Source organism: Mycobacterium sp., assembly GCF_025933915.1.
Lineage (GTDB): Bacteria > Actinomycetota > Actinomycetes > Mycobacteriales > Mycobacteriaceae > Mycobacterium.
Window position 1 is genome coordinate 21,010 of sequence record NZ_JAICZA010000029.1, and the last position, 18,035, is coordinate 39,044.

Sequence of the window (18,035 nt, forward strand, 5' to 3'; positions counted from 1 at the left end):
TCAGTGCCCCGTCCCGAACCGCACGCCGATCGTGGTCAGCACCACGTTGACCGCGTAGAGCGCGACGACGCACAGCACGACGGTCTCGTTGACGGCGGTGCCGAGCCCCTTGGAGCCGCCGCGCACGGTCAGCCCGCGGAAGCATCCGACCAGGCCGGCGATCAGACCGAAGATCGCGGCCTTGACCGTCGCGATGACGACCTCGGGCAGGCCGGTGATGGTGGTCAGGGTGGCCAGGTATGCGCCACCCGACACGTTCTGCAAATAGACGCCGAACAGGTAGCCGCCGACCAGACCGACGGTGATCACCAGGCCGTTGAGCAGGGTGGCGACCAGGGTCGCGGCGATCACCCGGGGCACCACCAGGCGATGGATCGGGTCGATGCCGAGCACCTCCATCGCGTCGATCTCCTCGCGGATGGTGCGCGCGCCCAGGTCGGCGCAGATCGCCGTCGAGCCGGCGCCGGCGACCACCAGCACCGTGGTCAGCGGGCCGAGCTGGGTGACGGCGCCGATCGCCGCGCCGGCGCCGGACAGGTCAGCGGCGCCGAACTGCGCCAGCAGGACGTTGAGGGTGAAGATCAGCAACACGGTCAGCGGGATCGAGACCATGATGGTCGGCAAGAACGCGACCCTCATGATGAACCAGCACTGCTGGACGAATTCGCGCCACTGGAACGGCCAACGGAACAGGGCTTTTCCGGTGAGCACGCACATCCGGAAAAAGCCCCCGACAAGCGTCAGCGGGGTCTCCAGTTGATCGCGTACGTAGCCGACCAGGTAGGGACCCCGTCGACTCGTCGACGTTGCAGTCACCGCTGCCCCCTCTGGAAGTCACCGCGTGCCTCCCGGCACCGCGGCGGTTCGTGTAACACGCCTCCACCTCGCCCCGACTTGATGTCTGTGACCATCGGCTCCCTACTGGCAAGTAGTAACGGAGACCACAGGAATGTACCCGATGGCCAAGCACGTGTGAACAGCATCTGCACAATTAACCCTTCGCCAACAACCGGCAAACGTTACAGCTCCCACCAAATTTCCTCTCTGGCCGTAGAACCTGTTGCCCTAGAATGGATTTAGTCGATTTTTGCGACCCCGTAACGGATCCGCAGTTCAGTCTTGAGTACCTTGCCGGCCGGGTTGCGCGGCAGCGCATCGACGATCTCGAGCGCCTTGGGGTGCTTGTATCGCGCCAGCCGCTCGGTCAAAAACTCGTCGAGCTCGTCGAGCCGCAAATTGTCGCCCGCCACTGCGGCGACCGCGATCGGCACCTCACCCCACTTGTCGTGGGCCCGGCCGATAACGGCGACCTCGACGATGCTCGGGTGGCTGGCCAGGACGTTCTCCACCTCGGCGCAGTAGATGTTCTCGCCACCGGAGATGATCATGTCCTTCTTGCGGTCGACCACCCACACGTAGCCGTCGGAGTCCATGCGGACCAGGTCGCCGGAGTGGAACCAGCCCCCGGCGAACGCCTCCGCCGTGGCTTCCGGATTGTTCCAGTAGCCGCTCATCAAAGTTGGTGCGCGATAGACGATTTCACCCACCTCGCCGATAGGCACATCGTTCATGTTTTCGTCGACAACCCGGGCGGCTACCGTGGGGATCACCTTGCCGACCGAACCGCGTTTGCGGATGGCATCCTCGCCCAGCAGCATGCACGTGACCGGCGACATCTCCGTCTGGCCGAACGCGGCCAGTATCTGCGTGCCGGGGAACCTCGCCGACATCTCACGCAGCAAGGCGTCGGGCGCCGGCGCGGCCCCCCACGAGATCACCCGCAATTTCAGGTCGCGCGGGCGTGCCTTCTGTTCGGCGCAGACCGCCTGCCACTGCGCGGGAACCAGGAAGATCCCGGTGACCTTCTCGGCGGCCAGCACGTCGAGCAGTTGCCCGGGCTCGAACGCGCCGAGCGGGTAGATGACGGTGGGGATGCCGAGCAGCACCCCGGTCAGCATGTTGCCGATGCCGGCGATGTGGAAGAACGGCACACCGATGAACCCGACGTCACTGTTGATGTCGGCGCCGTTGGTGTACAGCCCGGTCATCGTCTGGCCGGTCAGATTGGTGTGGGTGAGCACGGCGCCCTTCGGCCGGCCGGTGGTGCCCGAGGTGTACATGATCAACGCCGGCGAATCGTTCGGGATGTCGACGGGTGCGTGCGGCTCCCCGGTCTCGTTGATGAGGTCTTCGTAACCCAGCACGCTGGCCGTGTCGTCGTAAGTTGAGCCGCCCGCGACGACGATCGTGCCGAGCAGCGACTCGATGTCGCGCACCCCGGTGGCCACGGGGGCGAGCACCGATTCGGTGATGATGAGGCGCGCTTCGCAGTCCTCGACCAGGAAGGCGATTTCGGCCGCGGTGAGCCGGAAGTTCAGCGGTACGGCGATGGCGCCGAGCATGTTGATGGCCAGCACCGATTCGACGAACTCCGCGCGGTTGAGCATCAGGATCATGACCCGGTCACCGAAGCCGACACCCCGACGGCTCAGCGCGTCGGCCAGCGCCGCCACCCGGCCGCGCAGTTCACCCCACGTCAGCGTGTTCCCCAGGAACCTCAGCGCTGTCGCGTTCGGCTGCATCAGTGCGTGGCGTTCGAGTTGGTTCACCCAATTTTGCCGCCGGGCCAGGTACGGCTGCTCGTTCGCGTGTGTCAGATGGTTCGCCAATTGCGCGGTCAAACTCAACACTTCCCTTCACTCGCGCACCGCTTGCGCCAGGTTGATATTTGATAAAACATAGTGTTGTGTGGGTCACACTATGGCTTTGACGGTCCACTGACAAGTCCTCGAATAGCCCTCGTCAAGCCCCGTCAAAGCTTGAACTCCATCCCGCCAAGCCACCGAAAGCCCTGGCAGCCCCTGTGAACGCACCGATGTCTATGCAGCCGAGGAGTTGGCGGCCGCTGCGGCGCGCTCAGCTGTCCGACGAGGTCGCGGGTCATCTGCGGGCGTCGATCATGTCCGGCACGCTGCGTCCGGGAACGTTCATCCGGCTCGACGAGACCGCGGCCCAGCTCGGTGTCAGCGTCACCCCGGTGCGGGAAGCCCTGCTGAAGCTGCGCGGTGAGGGCATGGTGCAACTCGAACCGCACCGCGGTCACGTCGTGTTGCCGCTCAGCCGCCAAGACATCGAGGACATCTTCTGGCTGCAGGCCTCGATCGCCGAACAGCTGGCGGCCGCGGCCACCGACCACATCACCGACGCCCAGATCGACGAGCTGGACCGCATCAACGATTCGCTCGCCGCGGCCGTCGGGTCCAGCGACGCCGAGACCATCGCGGGCATCGAGTTCGCGTTTCACCGTGTCTTCAACCAGGCCAGCGGCCGAATCAAGTTGGCCTGGTTCCTGCTCAACGCCGCCCGCTACATGCCGGTGCTGGTGTACGCCGCCGATCCGCATTGGGGCAAGGCCGCCGTCGAGAACCATCGGCAGCTGATCGCCGCGCTACGCAGGCACGACACCGCCGCGGTGATCGAGCACACCGTGTGGCAGTTCACCGACGCGGCGGCGCGGCTGACCGAGATGCGGGACCGCATGGGGATCTTCGACTAGCTGGCGGCCAACTGCTCGGCCCGCTGCTTGAGGCTCTCGGCGAGGTGGTCGAGGACGTTGTTGAGGAGTTGCTTGACCATCGGCGCCGGGACGGGCATCGAGGTTTCCACGTCCAGATCCACGGTCAGCAGGCTCGACGCGCCCATCGCCACCACGGAAAACAGTTGCTCCTGCTTGGTGAACAGATCGCCTTGCTGCAGGACGGTCTGGATCTGGTTTTCCCCGGGGTAGTACACGGCCTGGATGAACATGCTCTGCATGCCCTGGTAGTCGGTGTCGAGCCGCAGCTGACTGGGTCGGCCGTCGTCATAGCGGGCAAGGACCCAGAGGCCTTTGATCTCTTCGTTCCAGTGGGGGTAGGCCTCGAAGTCGCCGACGATCTTCATGATCAACGCGGCATCGGCGCCGATTTCGACGGTCTTGCTCAAGACTGGCATGCGCGCAGCATAACGGGGTAAGCGAAAACCCCAGAGCAGGGCGCTATCTGGGCCGGGACTAGGTCGATTCGTCGATGCGGGCCGTCGTCAGAAGGGACCGGATGGGATCGGGAATCGGGACCGACTTGCGGGTGACCCTGTCGACGTAGACGTGGACCCAATGCCCCAGCGCGGTGATTGGCCGCGCTGGTTCTGCTCCGGACTCGAAGACACCCAGCCGGTAGGTGACGCTGCTGCGGCCCAGCCGTGTCACGGCCAGGCCCACCGTGAGGTTCTGCGGGAAATGCAGTTCGGAGAAGTAGCGGCAGCCCGACTCGGCCACGATGCCCAGCGCCGGTGTGGTGATCGGGTCCAGCCCGGTACCGGTGTTGATCCAGGCGTTGATCGCGGTGTCGAACAATTGGTAGTAGACCGCGTTGTTGAGGTGGCCGAACATGTCGTTATCGGCCCACCGGGTTCCGACCGGCCACAGCACCGGGAAGTCGTTGCTGGTCAACCCGTCCGGTGCGGGCGGAACTACTGGAGCCGACGCCATGGTTGTATTCCAGCATGTCCGGAATTCGGGGCGCGGTACTGGAGCGCATCGGGGCGTCCCGGCCTTACGCGCAGTCGCGGCCCATCAGCATCAGCGACCTCGACCTCGCGCCCCCGGGGCGCGACGAAGTCCTGGTCCGCGTCGAGGCGGCCGGCATCTGCCACTCCGACCTGTCGGTGGTCGACGGCAACCGGGTGCGCCCGGTGCCGATGTTGCTCGGTCATGAGGCCGCCGGAATCGTCGAACAGGTCGGCGCCGGCGTCGATGATGTGGCCGTCGGGCAGCGGGTGGTGCTGGTGTTCTTGCCGCGGTGCGGCCATTGCGCGGCGTGCGCGACCGACGGGCTGACGCCGTGTGAGCCGGGCAGCGCGGCCAACGGGGCGGGAACCTTGCTGGGCGGCGATGTTCGGCTGAGCCGGGCCGGCCACCCGGTGTTTCACCACCTCGGGGTCTCGGGCTTCGCCACGCATGCGGTCGTCAATCGGGCCAGCGCGGTTCCGGTGCCGCCCGACGTGCCGGCCGACGTCGCCGCGCTGCTGGGATGCGCGGTGCTGACGGGCGGTGGCGCGGTGCTCAATGTGGGGCGTCCGCGACCGGGCCAGACGGTCGCCGTCGTCGGGCTGGGGGGTGTCGGGATGGCGGCCCTGCTGACCGCGCTCACCTATGACGACGTGCGCGTCGTCGCCGTCGACCAGTTGCCCGAGAAGTTGGCCGCCGCCCGCGGCCTGGGGGCCCACGAGGCGTACACACCGCAGCAGGCCGCCGAAGCCCAGGTGAAGGCCGCCGTGGTCGTCGAGGCCGTCGGCCATCCCGCCGCACTCGAGACCGCGATCGGCTTGACCGCACCGGGCGGACGGACCGTCACCGTGGGCCTGCCTCCGCCGGCCGCGCGGATCACCGTGTCGCCGTTGGGTTTCGTGGCCGAAGGCCGCTCGCTGATCGGCAGCTATCTCGGCTCGTCGGTGCCCAGCCGGGACATCCCCCGGTTCGTCGAGCTGTGGCGCTCGGGCCGGCTGCCGGTGCAATCGCTGGTGTCGTCGACGATCCGGCTCGACGACATCAACGAGGCGATGGACCATCTGGCCGACGGCACCGCGGTGCGCCAGCTCATCCGATTCGACGGTTAGTCGCCGTGTAGCGCGCTGGACAACGCGTCCCCCTGCAGCGCGAACATGTGTTGCGAGCCTGGCCATTCCGGCAGCAGTGAATCGAATCCGTGGCACGCGCGGGCAAACACGTGCAGCTCGGTCGAGACTCCGGCGTGCAGCAGCCGCTGCGCATAGTCGATCGCCTCGTCACGGAACGGGTCGATCTCGGCGCAGGTGATCAAAGCCGGTGCCAAACCTGCCACTTCGCTTCGCCGCGCGGGCACCGCGGCCTCCGACCGGGCCTCCGGCCCGGCCGCCGGGCCCAGGTAGTGGCGCCACATCAACTCGGCGCCCTCGCCGTCGAAGGCCGGGCTGGTGCGGAACTCCGCCTTCGACGGGGTGGCCCGGTCGTCGAGCACCGGCTGGTGCAGCAGCTGGAACACCACCGGGGGCAATGATCCGTCGGCGGCGCGTTGCGCCAGGCATGCGGCCAAAGCCGCGCCGGCGCTGCTGCCCGCGACGGCCAGCCGTGCCGGATCCACCCCGAGCGCGGCCGCGTCGGCGGCCACCCAGCGCAACACGGCGCTGGCGTCGTCGAGCGCGGCCGGATAGGGGTGCTCCGGCGCCAGCCGGTAGTCCACCGACACCACCGTGCAGCGGGCGCGGCGGGCGAGCTCCACACACTGGCGGTGATCGGTATCGAGGTTTCCCAGCGCGAAACCGCCGGCGTGGCAATAGATGACCACCGGCGCCGGCTCGGGTCCGCCGCGATAGACGCGCACCCGGACGCCGCCCGCGTCGTTCTCGGCGATCCGGACCTCGCACGCATCGGTCTGCTCGGCGGTGAGACGGCGGCGCTCGTTGAACGGTTCACGGGTGAGCTGGATTGCGGCCGCGGAAAAGTCGGTGCGCGTGGTCGCGACCGCACGCAGCGCGGGGTCAAGGCGATCGGCGCCGTCCAGTTCCGTCATCGCGTGCCCCGCTCGGGTGCGGCGGCCGCGGGCCGGACCGAGATGGCGGGCGCTTCGAACCGGAAATCGGCCGGCCTGAACCTGCGCGTCATTCCCCAGAAGGTGCGCGCGCTGCGCGGCCACTGCGTGACCACGCGCCCGTTGGGAGCGCGGAAGTAGTTGCTGCACTGGGTGGTCCAGACGGTGCCCTCCATCCAGCGGTCGACCTTGGCGACGAAATCGGCCAGCGCCGAGGGACGGACGGCGACATAGCGCCTGCGGTTGCGCCGCAGGAAGCGCAACGCCCGCACGACGTAGCGCGCCTGGGCTTCCAGGATGAAGATGACACTGTTGGAACCGACGTTGGTGTTCGGCCCGTACAGCATGAAGAAATTCGGGAACCCCGGCACGGCCATGCCGAGGTAGGCGTGCGCTCCGTCGCGCCAGACCTGCCGCAGCGTGATTCCGTGTTCGCCGGACACGTCCAGCTCCCCGAGGTAGTCGGCGGCGGCGTAGCCGGTGGCGCAGACCACCAGATCGACCTCGCGTTCGGTGCCGTCTTCGGTGAGAAGGGATCGGGCACGCAGGTAACGCGCCGGGCTGGTCACCACCTCGACGTTGGGCCGGGTCAGCGCGGGCAGGTAGTCCGAGGAGAACACCAGCCGCTTGCAGCCCATCGGATGATCCGGGGTGAGCTTGCGGCGCAATTCCTCATCGTCGACGGTCTTCTCGAGCAGTCCCAGTGCGACGGCGGTGAATTGCTCGGTCTTTTCGCTGCCGTGCTCGATCACCGAGATGTTGGATTCGCTGCGCATCCACAGCCGGGTCCGGTAGAGCTTCTTGGCGAAGGGCAGGTGCGCGAAGGCCCAGCGCTCCCGTCGTGTGTAGTCCCGGTCCGGCTTGGGCAGTATCCAGGTGGCCGATCGTTGCACCGAATACACCTTGTCGGCCACCTTGGCCAATTCCGGGATCAGCTGTGAGGCGGTCGATCCGGTCCCCAGCACCGCAATCCGCTTGCCTTCCAGCGGGATCGAGTGGTCCCAGCGCGACGAGTGCATCACCGTTCCGGTGAACGGCTCTTGTTCGATGAGATCGGGCAGCAACGGCCGGGTGAACAGGCCCACGGCCGACACCACGACGTTGAAGTGATGCCGTTCGCCGGCCGCGGTGGTCAGGCACCACAGCTGGGTATCCGGATTCCATTGTGCCGAACGGATTTCGGTGCGCAGCTTCAGGTGTGGCCGCAGACCGTGCTTGTCGGTGCTTCGCTGGAAGTAGTCCAGGATCTCGGGTTGTCCCGACCACAGTCGTGACCAGTGGGCGTTCAGGTCGAAGGAATACGAGTAGAGGTGCGACTTGACGTCGCACGCCAGTCCCGGATAGGTGTTGATCCGCCAGGTGCCCCCGACGCCGTCTTCGCGGTCGAAGATGGTGAAATCGCCAAACCCGGCGCGCGACAGCATGATTCCCAGCGCCAGTCCCCCTGGTCCGGCGCCGATGATGCCGACCGAGATGTCGCTCATCGAATCTGCAGGCATTGACCACCGTCGATGATGAGTTCGGAGCCGGTGATGAACGACGCCTCGCCGGAGACCAGGAAGGCCACGGCGTCGGCGACCTCATCGGCCCGGCCTATCCGCCCGAACATCGACGCCGCGGCCAGCCGGGTCTGGGTGGTCTCGTCGAGCATCGATGTGGCGATCGGTCCGGGAAACACGGCGTTGACGCGGATGCCGGAGGGAGCCAGTTCGGCCGCGGCGGTTTGGGTCAGACCGCGCAGTGCCCACTTCGACGAGCCGTAGGCACCGTGCTGTGGGAAGGGGCGGATCGCGCCGGTGCTGCAGATGTTCACGATGGACGCGTCGGGCGCCTCGCGCAGGTGTTCCAGCGCGGCGCGCATGCCGAGGAAGGCGCCCAGACAGTTGACCCGCCACGAGTTTTCGAAGCCTTCGGCCGTCTCCTCGGTCAACGAGGCCCGGTGCAGCACGCCGGCGCAATTGACCAGCGTGCTCAGCGACCCGAAGCGGTCGACGACCCGGCCGACGGCCGCGTCCCACTGCTGCTCCGAGGTGACGTCGAGCTCGACCGCGATCAGCTCCTCGTCGCCCGATTCGCGTATCGCCGCGACGAGTTCGTCGGCGCGCCGATCGCACGCGGCCACCAAAAACCCCTTGGCGCGCAGCCGTTCGGCGATGGCCCGGCCCTGCCCGCCGGCGGCGCCGGTCACCAATGCGACGCGTGGGTTCATGCTGGCGTGCCCTCCGGACTGTCGGCCAATCCGCCGCTGGTGATGAAGCTGCACCGCCGCCGCACAAAGCGCCAGTGACCGGCGACGCGGGTCAGTTCGTCGTCGTAGAGGGCGGGTCGCAGCTGCAGATCGCCGGCGCGGACGAACAACACCTGCGATCGGGCGGTGGCGCTCTCCCCGTCGACAGCGATCCGTGACACGCCGGTCAGATGCAGGCCGCGCGCCGCGTTGCGGAACATGCCGGCGATGCCGTCATGGCCGGCAAAGGTCTTGCCGTAGACCAGGAATTCCCCGTCGGGCGCGAAAAGCTGCACGCACGCGTCGACGTCTCCGGCATCGAGTGCGAGCGCGTAGCCGGCGATCAGCTCGCGAATCGCGGCCTGATCGTCCGGCGGGGGGGTGGTGGTCATCGCGTCGCCTCACGCAGGTGCTCCGCCGCCCCTCGCCGCAGCGCCTGCGACTCGGCGGCTAGGGTGATCATGGCAAACCCCAACCGCGCCATGGCGTGACCCGTGTTACCGTCCCCGGCGTGAATGCCGGTGACCAGGCCCGCGTCCGACGCCACCCGGTGGACGCGGGTTATCGCGTCGAGCACCTCCGGATGCCGGGCCGCCCCGACCACACCGGCGCCCAGGGAGATGGCGAGATCGGCTGGGCCGACATAGATTCCGGTCAGGCCGTCGACGGCGCAGATTTCCCGGATGTCCGCCAGTGCCGCCGCGGTTTCGATCATCGCGAACACGCTGACCCGGGATTCGTGGGCGACCGGATCGTGACCCAGGCTGGCGCGCAGCGGACCGAAGCTGCGCACGCCCGCCGGCGGGTAGCGGGTCGCGGCCACCGCCGCGGCGGCCTGATCAGCCGACTCGATCATCGCGATGACGACGGCGTCGGCACCGGCGTCGGCCACCCGCCCGATGGGTGCGGCATCGGCGTTGGGTAGGCGCACCACGGTGCCCAGCGGCAGGTGTTCGGTGCGGCGCAGCATGCCGGCGATGTCGGCGTCATCGAGATAGCCGTGCTGGGCGTCGAATCCGACGTAATCATAACCGGCGCGGGCGAATTCCTCGGGCCCGAGCAATGTCGGACCGGTGACCCAGCCGCCGAATATCGCGGATTTGCCGCTCAGTGCCAGCTGCAGATTGCTCGGCGAAGCGTCGGTCACGGTCGGCCCCTCACCCGGCGATCGCGATCTTGATGCGTTCGGCGACCGGTCGGCAGGCCAGCTCGAACGCGTCCTGCACCTGCTCGACACCGAACGTGTGGGTGAGATAGGCGCCGAGCAGCCAGGGATGCTCGGCGCTGAACTTGCTCGCGAGCTCCAGCATCCGCCGCCGCTCAAGCGTCACACCGGATTTCAGTGTCAGGTTGTTGCGCAGCATCGCCCGCATGCTGATCGGATACATTTCGTCGTCGGCCACGCCGAAATAAAAGACGGTGCCGCCGGGGGCGGCGGCATCAATGGCGTGCGCCAAGGTGGCGACCTGGTGACCCACCGCCTCGATGACGACGTCGGCGCGATCCCCGGGCTCGAGCTGACTCGCCCAGCGGTCACTGGCGGCGCGCACCGGATCGTCGACGCCGAATGCCCTTGCCAGATCGCGACGGTCGATCGGGTCGACCCCGGTGACGCGCCGCGCACCGGCCGCCTTGGCGACGTAGGAGAACAGCAGGCCGATCGATCCCTGGCCGATGATCGCGACGTGCCGGCCCGCCAGGTCACCGAGCTGCTCGCAGGCGTAGAGCACACAGGCCAGCGGCTGCAGCCCGATGGCCTGCGCCGGGGTCAGCGCCGGATCGTAGGGTGCCAACCCCTCACCGTTGGTGACGACGCGCTCCATCATGCCGTCGAACCCGGACGCCCAGCCCACCACGCGGTCTCCGGGACGGTGCGCGGGATGCCGGCTGGCGATCACCTCGCCGGCGACCTCGTGGATGGGGAAGCCGTCCTTCTCGGGACCGCTGCGGCCGTCGTCGCCGGGGAGTCGGCCCTTGGCCCCGCGGAACGCGGGTAGATCGCTGCCACAGACACCGGCGGCCAGAAACCGCAGCAGCACCTGCCCGTCGGCCAGGCATTCGGGTGTCTTGTCTGGCATCGTGGTCCGCTCGAACAGGTACGGGGCGATGATCCGGTAGGACCACACGTCAAACCTCCACCGGGATGTTGTTCCAACCCCATTGGAAGCTGGACGGCAGCCGGGTGGCGGTGTCGGCCTGGATCGCGTAGTCGGGCACCCGGCGCAGCCATTCGGCAAGCAGCACATCCATTTCCAGCCTCGCCAGGTGGTATCCGATGCAGAAGTGCTGGCCGCGGCCGAACGCCAACGAGCGGCGGATGGGCCGGTCCCAGATGAATTCGTCGGGCTCGGGGTATTCCCGCTCGTCGCGGCTGGCCGACGCGAGCAGGGTGATGACACGCTGGCCGGGGTTGATGGTTTGACCGTGAATGTCGAAGGGCTTGCGCACCGTTCGCGCGAACCACTGCGCCGGCGCGCAGTATCTGACTATCTCGTCCCGGGCGACGGGCACGTTGTTCTCGGGATCGGCGCGGACAGCGGCCAGCTGGTCGGGCCGCTGACTGAGCTCCCACAGCCCGTGGGCGACGATTTTGGGCACGGTCTCGGTCCCCCCGATGAAGATGCACAGCATCTGGGTGGCGACTTCCATGTCGTCGAGCGCGCGGCCGTCGGGCAGGTGATAGCCGAGCAGGCCGTCGACCACGTCCAGTGATGCCCCGGACTGATCGGCGCGGCGGCGGGCGACCGCGGGCAGCAGGAACTCGAAGTAGTTGGGGCGCGCTTGGCCGGTGTCCACGCCCACGCCGGGCTGGGCGAGGCTGCCCGCATTGACCGCCGCGAGGACTTGCGGCGCGAGATCGGTTGGTATACCCAGGAGTTCGCAGACAATGGCGGCTACCACGACGCCGCCGTAGTCCTGGGTCAGGTCGAACGAGCCACGCGGCAGCAGCAGATCGAGGCGTTCGTTGGCCAGCGCCCGGATCCTGCCCGCGAGGTCGGTGACCGAACGGGGCCGAAACGGCCGGGAGTGGGTGCGCCGGATCTCGCCGTACAGGTCCGCGTCGAACATGGCGTGGAACGGCAGCGGATGCAGCGGCGGGTCGTCGACCGGCCCGGTGTTGTGCTGGGCCAGAACCGATGCGGCCGGCAACGTGCCCTCCGAGGCGACGAATGTGCCGTTGTTGACTTCCAGCACTTTCCAGATGTCCTCGAAACGGGACAGCGCAAAGGTGTCCCACTGCGGCATGTAGTAGACCGGGTGGTGGTCGCGCAGGATTCGGTAGTACGGCAACGGGTTTGCCATCACCGCATCGTCGAAGGGGTCGTAGCTGAAGTCGGTGTGGTTCATGGGTCCTTGGCGCGCGGTCACTGCAGCGGCGATGGTGGTAGCGCCTGCAGGATGGAATCTTCCCACCCGTCGCGCAGCGCGGGTGCCACGCTCATCCAGGTGACGATCTCGGCGGGTGGGCTCTCTTTCCACGAGGGATAGTGCTCGGCGAAGCAGTCCCATCCCCCGTCCAGCGCCCAGTAGTGGATGACTTCGTTGTAGCGGAAGGTCGTGGTGAACGAGCCGAGCCAGCGCTTCCCGGTGCGTTCCGACCACGGCACGTAGAGCCGCTCCAGCTCGCGGATGTAGTCGTCCTGGCGCCCCGGCTTGGTCTGCATGATCTCCTGGATCACCAGCGGCGCAGTGAAATTGGCCTCGCGCAGCTGGGCGAGCGTCCTATTGCTGGGTCCGCCGTACATGATTCGGCCCTCGCCCGCGGCGCCGACGTCGGCCAGAAACGCCGCCCATGTGCCGGCCGCGGCCTCGTGGCTGCCGCCGCGAGCCTGAGCGGCGCCGATCCTGGCGTAGTCGGCGAACCCGTCGATCTCCCAGATCACCGTCACCTGCGGCCAGTGACCGTTGTACGGGGTGGATTCCCAGATCGCGAACAGCCGGGCGCCGAGTTGTTCCATCATCGGCTGATAGGTGTCGGCGAAGATCTCGGTGAAGCGGTCGCTTCGTCCGGACCCCAGCGAGATCGTCTCGTGCAGGTAGAGCAGCGCGTGTTTGTAGTACTTCTTCATAGGCCTAGTCGAGCCGGATCAGCTCTGAGTCGGCCCCCGAACCCACGTCGCACAGCAGCGTCTCGGTGGGAGCGACGTCGGCATCCGAAATACCTTCTGCCGCAAGTGCATAACCCTTGAACATGCGCGCCGCCCCACTGAGCAGATGCTGGGCGCGGGTCGTCGCACGGTTCACTTCCAGCGGCCACCCGTCGCCCCACAACGCGACCTCCGTGAGCCGGTTGTCCAGCGAGTCGAGCACCGCGGTACGCACCCGCGCGTCGGCGGTGAATGCCTCGGCGCTGACGGCCAGGCTTGCCGAGCCCGCCCCCAGGGTGGCCAGCGATGACTCGAGGTCCGATGCCCGAACGCCCAGGATCCGCAGCGACCGGGTGTCGCAGCCCAGCGGGAGCAGCACGGTCACCTCCCAGCCGGCCATCGCCCGGTCGTAGAGCCAACCGCCGGCCGATTGCACGACATCGGCGGCGCTGGCCGCGACGACGTCCAGTCGATACCGCAGGCCCTCGCCATGGGCCTCGGTTGCTCGGGCGGCGCTGCTCTTGCTGATGTCGAACGTTGGAGCGACCATCGATCCATTCCTCACCACTGCCCGCAGCGACTCCGCTGGCGGGCCTCAAGCGCTTGTCATGGGCCTTCTCAAGGGCTGGAGCCGCTGCACGCGTCGGGTGAAGCGACTCACCGCACAGCGTGACACTTCTGGCGAAATTTGTAAAGGTCCGGGCGACCCGTCACCCACCGCGGCGCGCCTCGAGGTCGGCCAGGACTTCCTCGGTGTGCTGCCCGAGTTCTGGTGCCGCAGAACGCGGTGCCCAGGGGGTGCCGTGAAAATCCGCCGGTGTGGCCACCATCGGCACGACCGCGTCCCCGTCGGGCACGTCGACGATGCCGCCCGCGGCGTGGAACTGCTCGTCGGCCACGACGTCCTCGAGGGTATTGACCGGCGACCAGAAGAAATCCGGTTCGCCGGCGAAGACCCGCGCCCACTCGTCGAGCGGGCGGGTCGCGAAGATCTCGTCGAGCGCGGCGATCAGCGCCGCCGAGTTGACCGCGCGGGAGCGGGCATCGGCGAACCGGGGATCGTCGCGCCATTCGGGGCGGCCCACCGCGCGGCACAACGCCGGCCAGTGCCGCTCGGGCTCGAGACCGACGATCCAGAACCGCCGCCCGTCCTGGGCGGTGTAGTTGTTCATGCAGGGGTTTCCCATGGAATCGCGTTGCCCGATCGCGATCGGCTGGCCGCTCATCAGATAGGTGTTCAGGTCGAAGCTGACGGTGTAGGCGCCCTGCCGGTACAGCGAGGTCGTCACCAGTTGGCCCGTCCCCGTGCGCTCGCGTGCGAGCAGTGCCGCGCAGACCGCCGCGGCCATCGTCATCCCGGCCGAGTGATCACCCATCCCGCCGCGCTGAAACGGCGGCGTCTCGCCGGGCCGGGTGAGCAGGTGGGCCACGCCGGCCCTCGACCAGAACGCTGCCACGTCGTAGGCGGCGCGATCGGCGTCCGGCCCGCTTTCGCCGTAGCCGGTGATCAGCCCGTAGACCAGGCTGGGGTTGGCCGCCGCCACCGACTCGAAGTCCAGCCCGAGCCGTTGTAGCGCGCCGGGACGCACATTGGTCAGGAAAACGTCTGCGCCGGCGAGCAATTCGAACGCGGTGCCACGACCCGCGTCGGTGCCCAGGTCCAACACCACGCTGCGCTTGGACCGGTTGTCCATTTCGAACGGCGGGTTGAGACCCAGGTCGCATCCCAGCATCCGGCCGAACATGCGCGCCGGATCACCGGTCGGCGGCTCGATCTTGATCACGTCCGCGCCCCAGTCCGCCAGGATGCCGCCGGCGGCCGGTCCGGCCACCCACACCCCGAGCTCGACGACTTTGACGCCTTCCACCGGTCCCGCCATGGGTTCACCCTAAGCGCCGAGTGTGGGGCCTAGGCACCGGAACTACCCCAGTTTGGTGCCTCGGCCCCACGCTCGACGGCCTTCTAGGCTTGGCTCCATGAGCCTGGTAGCAGGGCGTGGTCCGCTCAGCAGCGATCCGGCGGGGCGCTTCTCGCCCCCGATACCCGACGGCGTTGTCTACGTCGAGCCGCATCCACGGCGCGTGCAGGCGGTCAAGGACGGGCGGCTGGTGATCGACACCGAGCGGGCGCTGATGGTGCACCGGCCGGGCCGACCGCTGTGCTACGTCTTCGCCGCCGACGACGTCGGCGACCTGCCGAGTGAGCCGGAGCCGGAGGCACCGGGTTTCGTTCAGGTCCGGTGGGACGCCGTCGACACGTGGTTCGAGGAGGGACGCAAACTCGTCCACTACCCGCCCAATCCCTATCACCGCGTCGACTGCCGTCCGACACAGCGCCGCCTGCGCGTCCGCGTCGCCGGCACCACGCTGGTCGACACGGACGACACGATGATTCTTTTCGAGACCGCGCTCGACCCCAGGTTGTATGTCGACCCGGCACACGTGCGCACCGATCTGCTGCGGCGATCCGAGACGTCGAGCTACTGCAACTACAAGGGCTTCGCGACGTATTGGTCGTTCGGCTCGGGCGAGAATGTCGTCGAGGACGTCGCCTGGTGTTATCTCGACACGCCGCCGGAAAGCCTGCCCATCAACGGGCTTCTGAGTTTCGACGACGCCCGCGTCGACGTGCTGGCCGAGCTGCCGGTCAGCGGCCGTAGCTAGGCCGCCCGAGCCCCAGACCGTGCTGGGCGATCATGTTGCGAAACACCTCCATGGTGCCTCCGTAGATCCCGGCGGGCACGCCGTGCCGGAAGATGAATTCGATACCACCGTCGTCTGCGGAACCTGTTGTATCGGTGGGCAATGCCGATGCCGTCCCCAGCATGTCCATCAATTCCTGGGAGACGTCGCGCATGGTCTGGATGAGCCCCACGCGCCCGTACATCTCGGGAGTCGACATGGCCGCCTCGATCCGGGCCATGCTGCGCCCGAGGCGGTATTTCGTCGCCTCGTCGTCGATCGGGCGTCGCCCGTTCGCATCGGGTGTGGACAGGATCGCCGCGACTCGGTCGGCTGCCTCGGCCATCAGGTGGCCGTGCTCTGACAGCATCGAAATGTTCTGCAGGCCATGGTCTTGGATCTCGGTGACGCCATGTTCGGCGTCGAGGGCGAACCGCATTACTGTCCAGCCGCCGTTGACCTCACCGATCCGGTAGAGGTCATCGACCCGCACGTCGCTGTAGTACACGATGTTGGTGCGGTCACCATCCAGGGTGCGGATCCCCTGGATCTCGATGCCCTCCGAATCCAGCGGCACCAGAAACATGGTCAGGTTTTTGTGCTTGGGTCCTTGCGGATCGGTGTTGGTGAGCAGGAAGACATACCTGGCGTTCTGCGCGTTCGAGGTGAACATCTTGGATCCGTTGATGACCCAGCTCGATCCATGCGCCTCCCGCACCGCTCGCGTCTTGCAGGTGGCGACGTCGGAGCCGCCCTCGGGCTCGGTGTAGCCCAGGCATAGCCGAATCTCACCGGACAGCACGCCCGGCAGCACCGCGTCGGCGAGTTCGGCTGCCCCGAACTGCTGCACCAACCGCGCGACGACCGCCGTGGTGCCCCAGTGGAACCACGGGGCATGGGCACGACCGATCTCGAGGTGGAAGATCCGGCGGCGCACCGGATTGAAGCCGCCTTCGGACTCCAGCTTCCAGTCCGACGCTAGATAGCCCGCTTCACCCAATGCCAAATGGACTTGCTCACTGAAGTTTTCACCGGTCTCACGATCGCGCCGCCGTACCTCGTCGGTGACGTGTTCGGTGAGGAACTCCCGAAACTGATCGTAGAAATCCTGGTCCTCGGCCGACAGTTCAACGCGGGAAAAATCCATTTAGGCCACGTCGATCACGAGGGTCCGGAAACGGTCGAGAGTCTCGAGCGCATGCGTCATGCTGTCGCCGGGCAGGTGGACGCTGACCCAGGTGACCCCGAGCTTCCCCAGCTTGTCCAGGCCGTCCAGGTAAGCGTCGGCGTTGAACGCGTCGTCGGCGGGACTGCCGCCCTCGAAGTTGGTGAAGGTGATGTCGATCGCGGACCAATCCCGGCCCGCCGCATCGCATCTGCGCCGGAGGTCGTCGATCCCCTCGGTGAGCTTCTGCACCGAGTCGATGACGGCCGTACCGGCGGTCTGCGCCAGTTGGGGCGGCGCGGGAAACGGGCACCAGCCGTCGCCGTACTGCGCCACCCGCTGGCGCGACGCGCTGGTGTTGCCACCGATCCAGATCGGTGGGTGCGGGCGGCTGACGGGACGGGGATGCGCGGTGATACCACGCGCGCTGAAATGCTTTCCCTCAAAGGAAATGTCATCCTCGGTCCAGACGGCCCGAATCACCTGCAGCGCTTCCTCGAACAGCTCGGCGCGCTCGTCATAGCTGACGCCCAGCGCCGCGAACTCACGCTTGAGATAGCCCACGCCCACCGCGAGCGTGAAACGGCCGCCGGACAACAGGTCGAGGGTGGCGCCGGACTTGGCCACCACGAACGGGTTTCGATACGGCAGCACCACGATGTTGGGGATCAGTCGCAGAGTGGACGTCGTCGCCGCGGCGAAACCCAGTGCGACGAAAGGGTCTAACGCGTCATGCCCACCGGCCTCAAGCCACCGCTGCGACGGCGCCGGGTGGTCGGTGAAGCCGAAACCGTGGATCCCGGCCGCTTCGGTCGCCGCGGCCACCTTGCCGATGCCGTCCCCGCTCACCAATTCCGGGTTGTAGGGATGACTGTGCATCGGGTGGGTGATGGTGAAGTACATCGGACTTTTCCAGCCGTCAGAAGCGTGCGCGGGAATCGATCGAGGTGTCGCTGGTCCGCAGCGGGCGGATCAGCGCCTCCTGGGCGAAGGAGGCCAGCAGCTCACCCTCTTGTGTGTGCACGGCGCCGCGCACATACGACATTCCCGCGCCCACCTGAGTGCTCTCATGCGTGTAGAGCAGCCACCCGTCCCAGCGCACCGGCTCGTGGAAGGCGACCGAGATGCTCATCGGTGCGGTGGACACGGTCAGGTGCGCCTGGGCGGTGCCGATGCCTTCGTGCGCGCGCATGGTGGTGGAGATCCCCAGGTGGCCGGTGAAGTACGCCAGCAGCGCCTTAGCCAGGTCGTCGCGGGTCGGGATCGGG

At 67.5% G+C, this 18,035-nt stretch carries 19 protein-coding genes and 1 pseudogene; 3 read left to right on the top strand and 17 right to left on the bottom strand.

Annotated features, from left to right (window positions below; genetic code table 11):
- Both Q0W90_RS07060 and fadD5 read right to left on the bottom strand, forming a co-directional pair.
- A complete protein-coding gene (locus Q0W90_RS07060) occupies window positions 1–780 on the bottom strand; it encodes an ABC transporter permease (RefSeq protein ID WP_297593452.1) in 780 nt (259 codons plus the stop codon).
- Window positions 781–1,076: 296 nt separating this feature from the next.
- Window positions 1,077–2,681, bottom strand: coding sequence for a fatty-acid--CoA ligase FadD5 (gene fadD5, locus Q0W90_RS07065; RefSeq protein WP_297698384.1), 1,605 nt, complete (start codon window positions 2,679–2,681; stop codon window positions 1,077–1,079).
- Between the two features lie 194 nt (window positions 2,682–2,875).
- Here fadD5 and Q0W90_RS07070 point away from each other — a divergent pair, with 194 nt between their 5' ends.
- A complete protein-coding gene (locus tag Q0W90_RS07070; RefSeq protein ID WP_297593341.1) occupies window positions 2,876–3,556 on the top strand; it encodes a GntR family transcriptional regulator in 681 nt (226 codons plus the stop codon).
- Here Q0W90_RS07070 and Q0W90_RS07075 read toward each other — a convergent pair.
- Window positions 3,553–3,993: an SRPBCC family protein gene (locus Q0W90_RS07075; protein WP_297593343.1), complete on the bottom strand. Its 441-nt coding sequence runs from the start codon at window positions 3,991–3,993 to the stop codon at window positions 3,553–3,555. The genes Q0W90_RS07070 and Q0W90_RS07075 overlap by 4 nt on opposite strands.
- Window positions 3,994–4,051: 58 nt before the next feature.
- Window positions 4,052–4,528 (bottom strand): thioesterase family protein, encoded by a 477-nt coding sequence (locus tag Q0W90_RS07080; protein ID WP_297593345.1) that lies wholly within the window; start codon window positions 4,526–4,528, stop codon window positions 4,052–4,054.
- Between the two features lie 14 nt (window positions 4,529–4,542).
- On the opposite strand from Q0W90_RS07080, the gene Q0W90_RS07085 reads away from it, so the two are divergent.
- On the top strand, window positions 4,543–5,655 hold the full coding sequence (locus tag Q0W90_RS07085) for an alcohol dehydrogenase catalytic domain-containing protein (protein WP_297698376.1): 1,113 nt from the start codon (window positions 4,543–4,545) through the stop codon (window positions 5,653–5,655).
- Here the strand turns inward: Q0W90_RS07085 and Q0W90_RS07090 are convergent.
- From Q0W90_RS07090 to Q0W90_RS07135, 10 genes are all read right to left on the bottom strand, one after another.
- Entirely contained in the window at window positions 5,652–6,587 is a 936-nt protein-coding gene (locus tag Q0W90_RS07090; protein ID WP_297773790.1) for an alpha/beta hydrolase, read from the bottom strand. The genes Q0W90_RS07085 and Q0W90_RS07090 overlap by 4 nt on opposite strands.
- Entirely contained in the window at window positions 6,584–8,104 is a 1,521-nt protein-coding gene (locus tag Q0W90_RS07095; RefSeq protein WP_297593351.1) for an NAD(P)/FAD-dependent oxidoreductase, read from the bottom strand. Before Q0W90_RS07095 ends, Q0W90_RS07090 begins: the two co-directional genes overlap by 4 nt.
- Complete coding sequence (locus Q0W90_RS07100; protein WP_297593353.1) at window positions 8,086–8,814, bottom strand: SDR family oxidoreductase; 729 nt, start codon at window positions 8,812–8,814, stop codon at window positions 8,086–8,088. The genes Q0W90_RS07095 and Q0W90_RS07100 overlap by 19 nt, the downstream gene beginning before the upstream one ends.
- On the bottom strand, window positions 8,811–9,224 hold the full coding sequence (locus Q0W90_RS07105) for a nuclear transport factor 2 family protein (protein ID WP_297593355.1): 414 nt from the start codon (window positions 9,222–9,224) through the stop codon (window positions 8,811–8,813). The genes Q0W90_RS07100 and Q0W90_RS07105 overlap by 4 nt, the downstream gene beginning before the upstream one ends.
- The gene (locus tag Q0W90_RS07110; RefSeq protein WP_297593357.1) at window positions 9,221–9,979 is read right to left on the bottom strand and encodes an aldolase/citrate lyase family protein; all 759 of its coding nucleotides are present in this window, start codon (window positions 9,977–9,979) and stop codon (window positions 9,221–9,223) included. The genes Q0W90_RS07105 and Q0W90_RS07110 overlap by 4 nt, the downstream gene beginning before the upstream one ends.
- Before the next feature lie 10 nt (window positions 9,980–9,989).
- Window positions 9,990–10,958: a zinc-binding dehydrogenase gene (locus Q0W90_RS07115; RefSeq protein WP_297593359.1), complete on the bottom strand. Its 969-nt coding sequence runs from the start codon at window positions 10,956–10,958 to the stop codon at window positions 9,990–9,992.
- A 1-nt stretch (window position 10,959) separates the two neighbouring features.
- Window positions 10,960–12,180 carry a cytochrome P450 gene (locus Q0W90_RS07120; protein WP_297593361.1) on the bottom strand — a complete coding sequence of 407 codons (1,221 nt, stop codon included), beginning with the start codon at window positions 12,178–12,180 and terminating at the stop codon, window positions 10,960–10,962.
- Between the two features lie 17 nt (window positions 12,181–12,197).
- Window positions 12,198–12,902, bottom strand: coding sequence for an NIPSNAP family protein (locus tag Q0W90_RS07125; protein WP_297698372.1), 705 nt, complete (start codon window positions 12,900–12,902; stop codon window positions 12,198–12,200).
- A 4-nt stretch (window positions 12,903–12,906) separates the two neighbouring features.
- A complete protein-coding gene (locus tag Q0W90_RS07130; protein ID WP_297593365.1) occupies window positions 12,907–13,470 on the bottom strand; it encodes a hypothetical protein in 564 nt (187 codons plus the stop codon).
- Between the two features lie 160 nt (window positions 13,471–13,630).
- The gene (locus tag Q0W90_RS07135) at window positions 13,631–14,800 is read right to left on the bottom strand and encodes a CoA transferase (protein ID WP_297593367.1); all 1,170 of its coding nucleotides are present in this window, start codon (window positions 14,798–14,800) and stop codon (window positions 13,631–13,633) included.
- 97 nt (window positions 14,801–14,897) lie between these two features.
- Between Q0W90_RS07135 and Q0W90_RS07140 the strand changes: the two genes are divergently transcribed.
- Window positions 14,898–15,584 (top strand): DUF427 domain-containing protein, encoded by a 687-nt coding sequence (locus Q0W90_RS07140; protein WP_297593372.1) that lies wholly within the window; start codon window positions 14,898–14,900, stop codon window positions 15,582–15,584.
- Here the strand turns inward: Q0W90_RS07140 and Q0W90_RS07145 are convergent.
- From Q0W90_RS07145 to Q0W90_RS07155, 3 genes and pseudogenes are all read right to left on the bottom strand, one after another.
- On the bottom strand, window positions 15,568–16,749 hold the full coding sequence (locus tag Q0W90_RS07145) for an acyl-CoA dehydrogenase family protein (RefSeq protein ID WP_297773794.1): 1,182 nt from the start codon (window positions 16,747–16,749) through the stop codon (window positions 15,568–15,570). The genes Q0W90_RS07140 and Q0W90_RS07145 overlap by 17 nt on opposite strands.
- On the bottom strand, window positions 16,750–17,670 hold the full coding sequence (locus Q0W90_RS07150) for an LLM class F420-dependent oxidoreductase (RefSeq protein ID WP_297773796.1): 921 nt from the start codon (window positions 17,668–17,670) through the stop codon (window positions 16,750–16,752). It abuts the gene before it with no gap.
- A gap of 16 nt (window positions 17,671–17,686) precedes the next feature.
- Window positions 17,687–18,035 (bottom strand): annotated as a pseudogene (locus tag Q0W90_RS07155) (acyl-CoA thioesterase domain-containing protein); the annotation flags it as partial.

What these genes read in the sequence shown, in the direction of transcription:
- Q0W90_RS07070 (WP_297593341.1), top strand. Translation starts at nt 2,876, where the DNA reads ATGTCTATGCAGCCGAGGAGTTGGCGGCCGCTGCGGCGCGCTCAGCTG.
- Q0W90_RS07075 (WP_297593343.1), bottom strand. Translation starts at nt 3,993, where the DNA reads ATGCCAGTCTTGAGCAAGACCGTCGAAATCGGCGCCGATGCCGCGTTG.
- Q0W90_RS07080 (WP_297593345.1), bottom strand. Translation starts at nt 4,528, where the DNA reads ATGGCGTCGGCTCCAGTAGTTCCGCCCGCACCGGACGGGTTGACCAGC.
- Q0W90_RS07085 (WP_297698376.1), top strand. Translation starts at nt 4,543, where the DNA reads ATGTCCGGAATTCGGGGCGCGGTACTGGAGCGCATCGGGGCGTCCCGG.
- Q0W90_RS07090 (WP_297773790.1), bottom strand. Translation starts at nt 6,587, where the DNA reads ATGACGGAACTGGACGGCGCCGATCGCCTTGACCCCGCGCTGCGTGCG.
- Q0W90_RS07095 (WP_297593351.1), bottom strand. Translation starts at nt 8,104, where the DNA reads ATGCCTGCAGATTCGATGAGCGACATCTCGGTCGGCATCATCGGCGCC.
- Q0W90_RS07100 (WP_297593353.1), bottom strand. Translation starts at nt 8,814, where the DNA reads ATGAACCCACGCGTCGCATTGGTGACCGGCGCCGCCGGCGGGCAGGGC.
- Q0W90_RS07105 (WP_297593355.1), bottom strand. Translation starts at nt 9,224, where the DNA reads ATGACCACCACCCCCCCGCCGGACGATCAGGCCGCGATTCGCGAGCTG.
- Q0W90_RS07120 (WP_297593361.1), bottom strand. Translation starts at nt 12,180, where the DNA reads ATGAACCACACCGACTTCAGCTACGACCCCTTCGACGATGCGGTGATG.
- Q0W90_RS07125 (WP_297698372.1), bottom strand. Translation starts at nt 12,902, where the DNA reads ATGAAGAAGTACTACAAACACGCGCTGCTCTACCTGCACGAGACGATC.
- Q0W90_RS07130 (WP_297593365.1), bottom strand. Translation starts at nt 13,470, where the DNA reads ATGGTCGCTCCAACGTTCGACATCAGCAAGAGCAGCGCCGCCCGAGCA.
- Q0W90_RS07135 (WP_297593367.1), bottom strand. Translation starts at nt 14,800, where the DNA reads ATGGCGGGACCGGTGGAAGGCGTCAAAGTCGTCGAGCTCGGGGTGTGG.
- Q0W90_RS07140 (WP_297593372.1), top strand. Translation starts at nt 14,898, where the DNA reads ATGAGCCTGGTAGCAGGGCGTGGTCCGCTCAGCAGCGATCCGGCGGGG.
- Q0W90_RS07145 (WP_297773794.1), bottom strand. Translation starts at nt 16,749, where the DNA reads ATGGATTTTTCCCGCGTTGAACTGTCGGCCGAGGACCAGGATTTCTAC.
- Q0W90_RS07150 (WP_297773796.1), bottom strand. Translation starts at nt 17,670, where the DNA reads ATGTACTTCACCATCACCCACCCGATGCACAGTCATCCCTACAACCCG.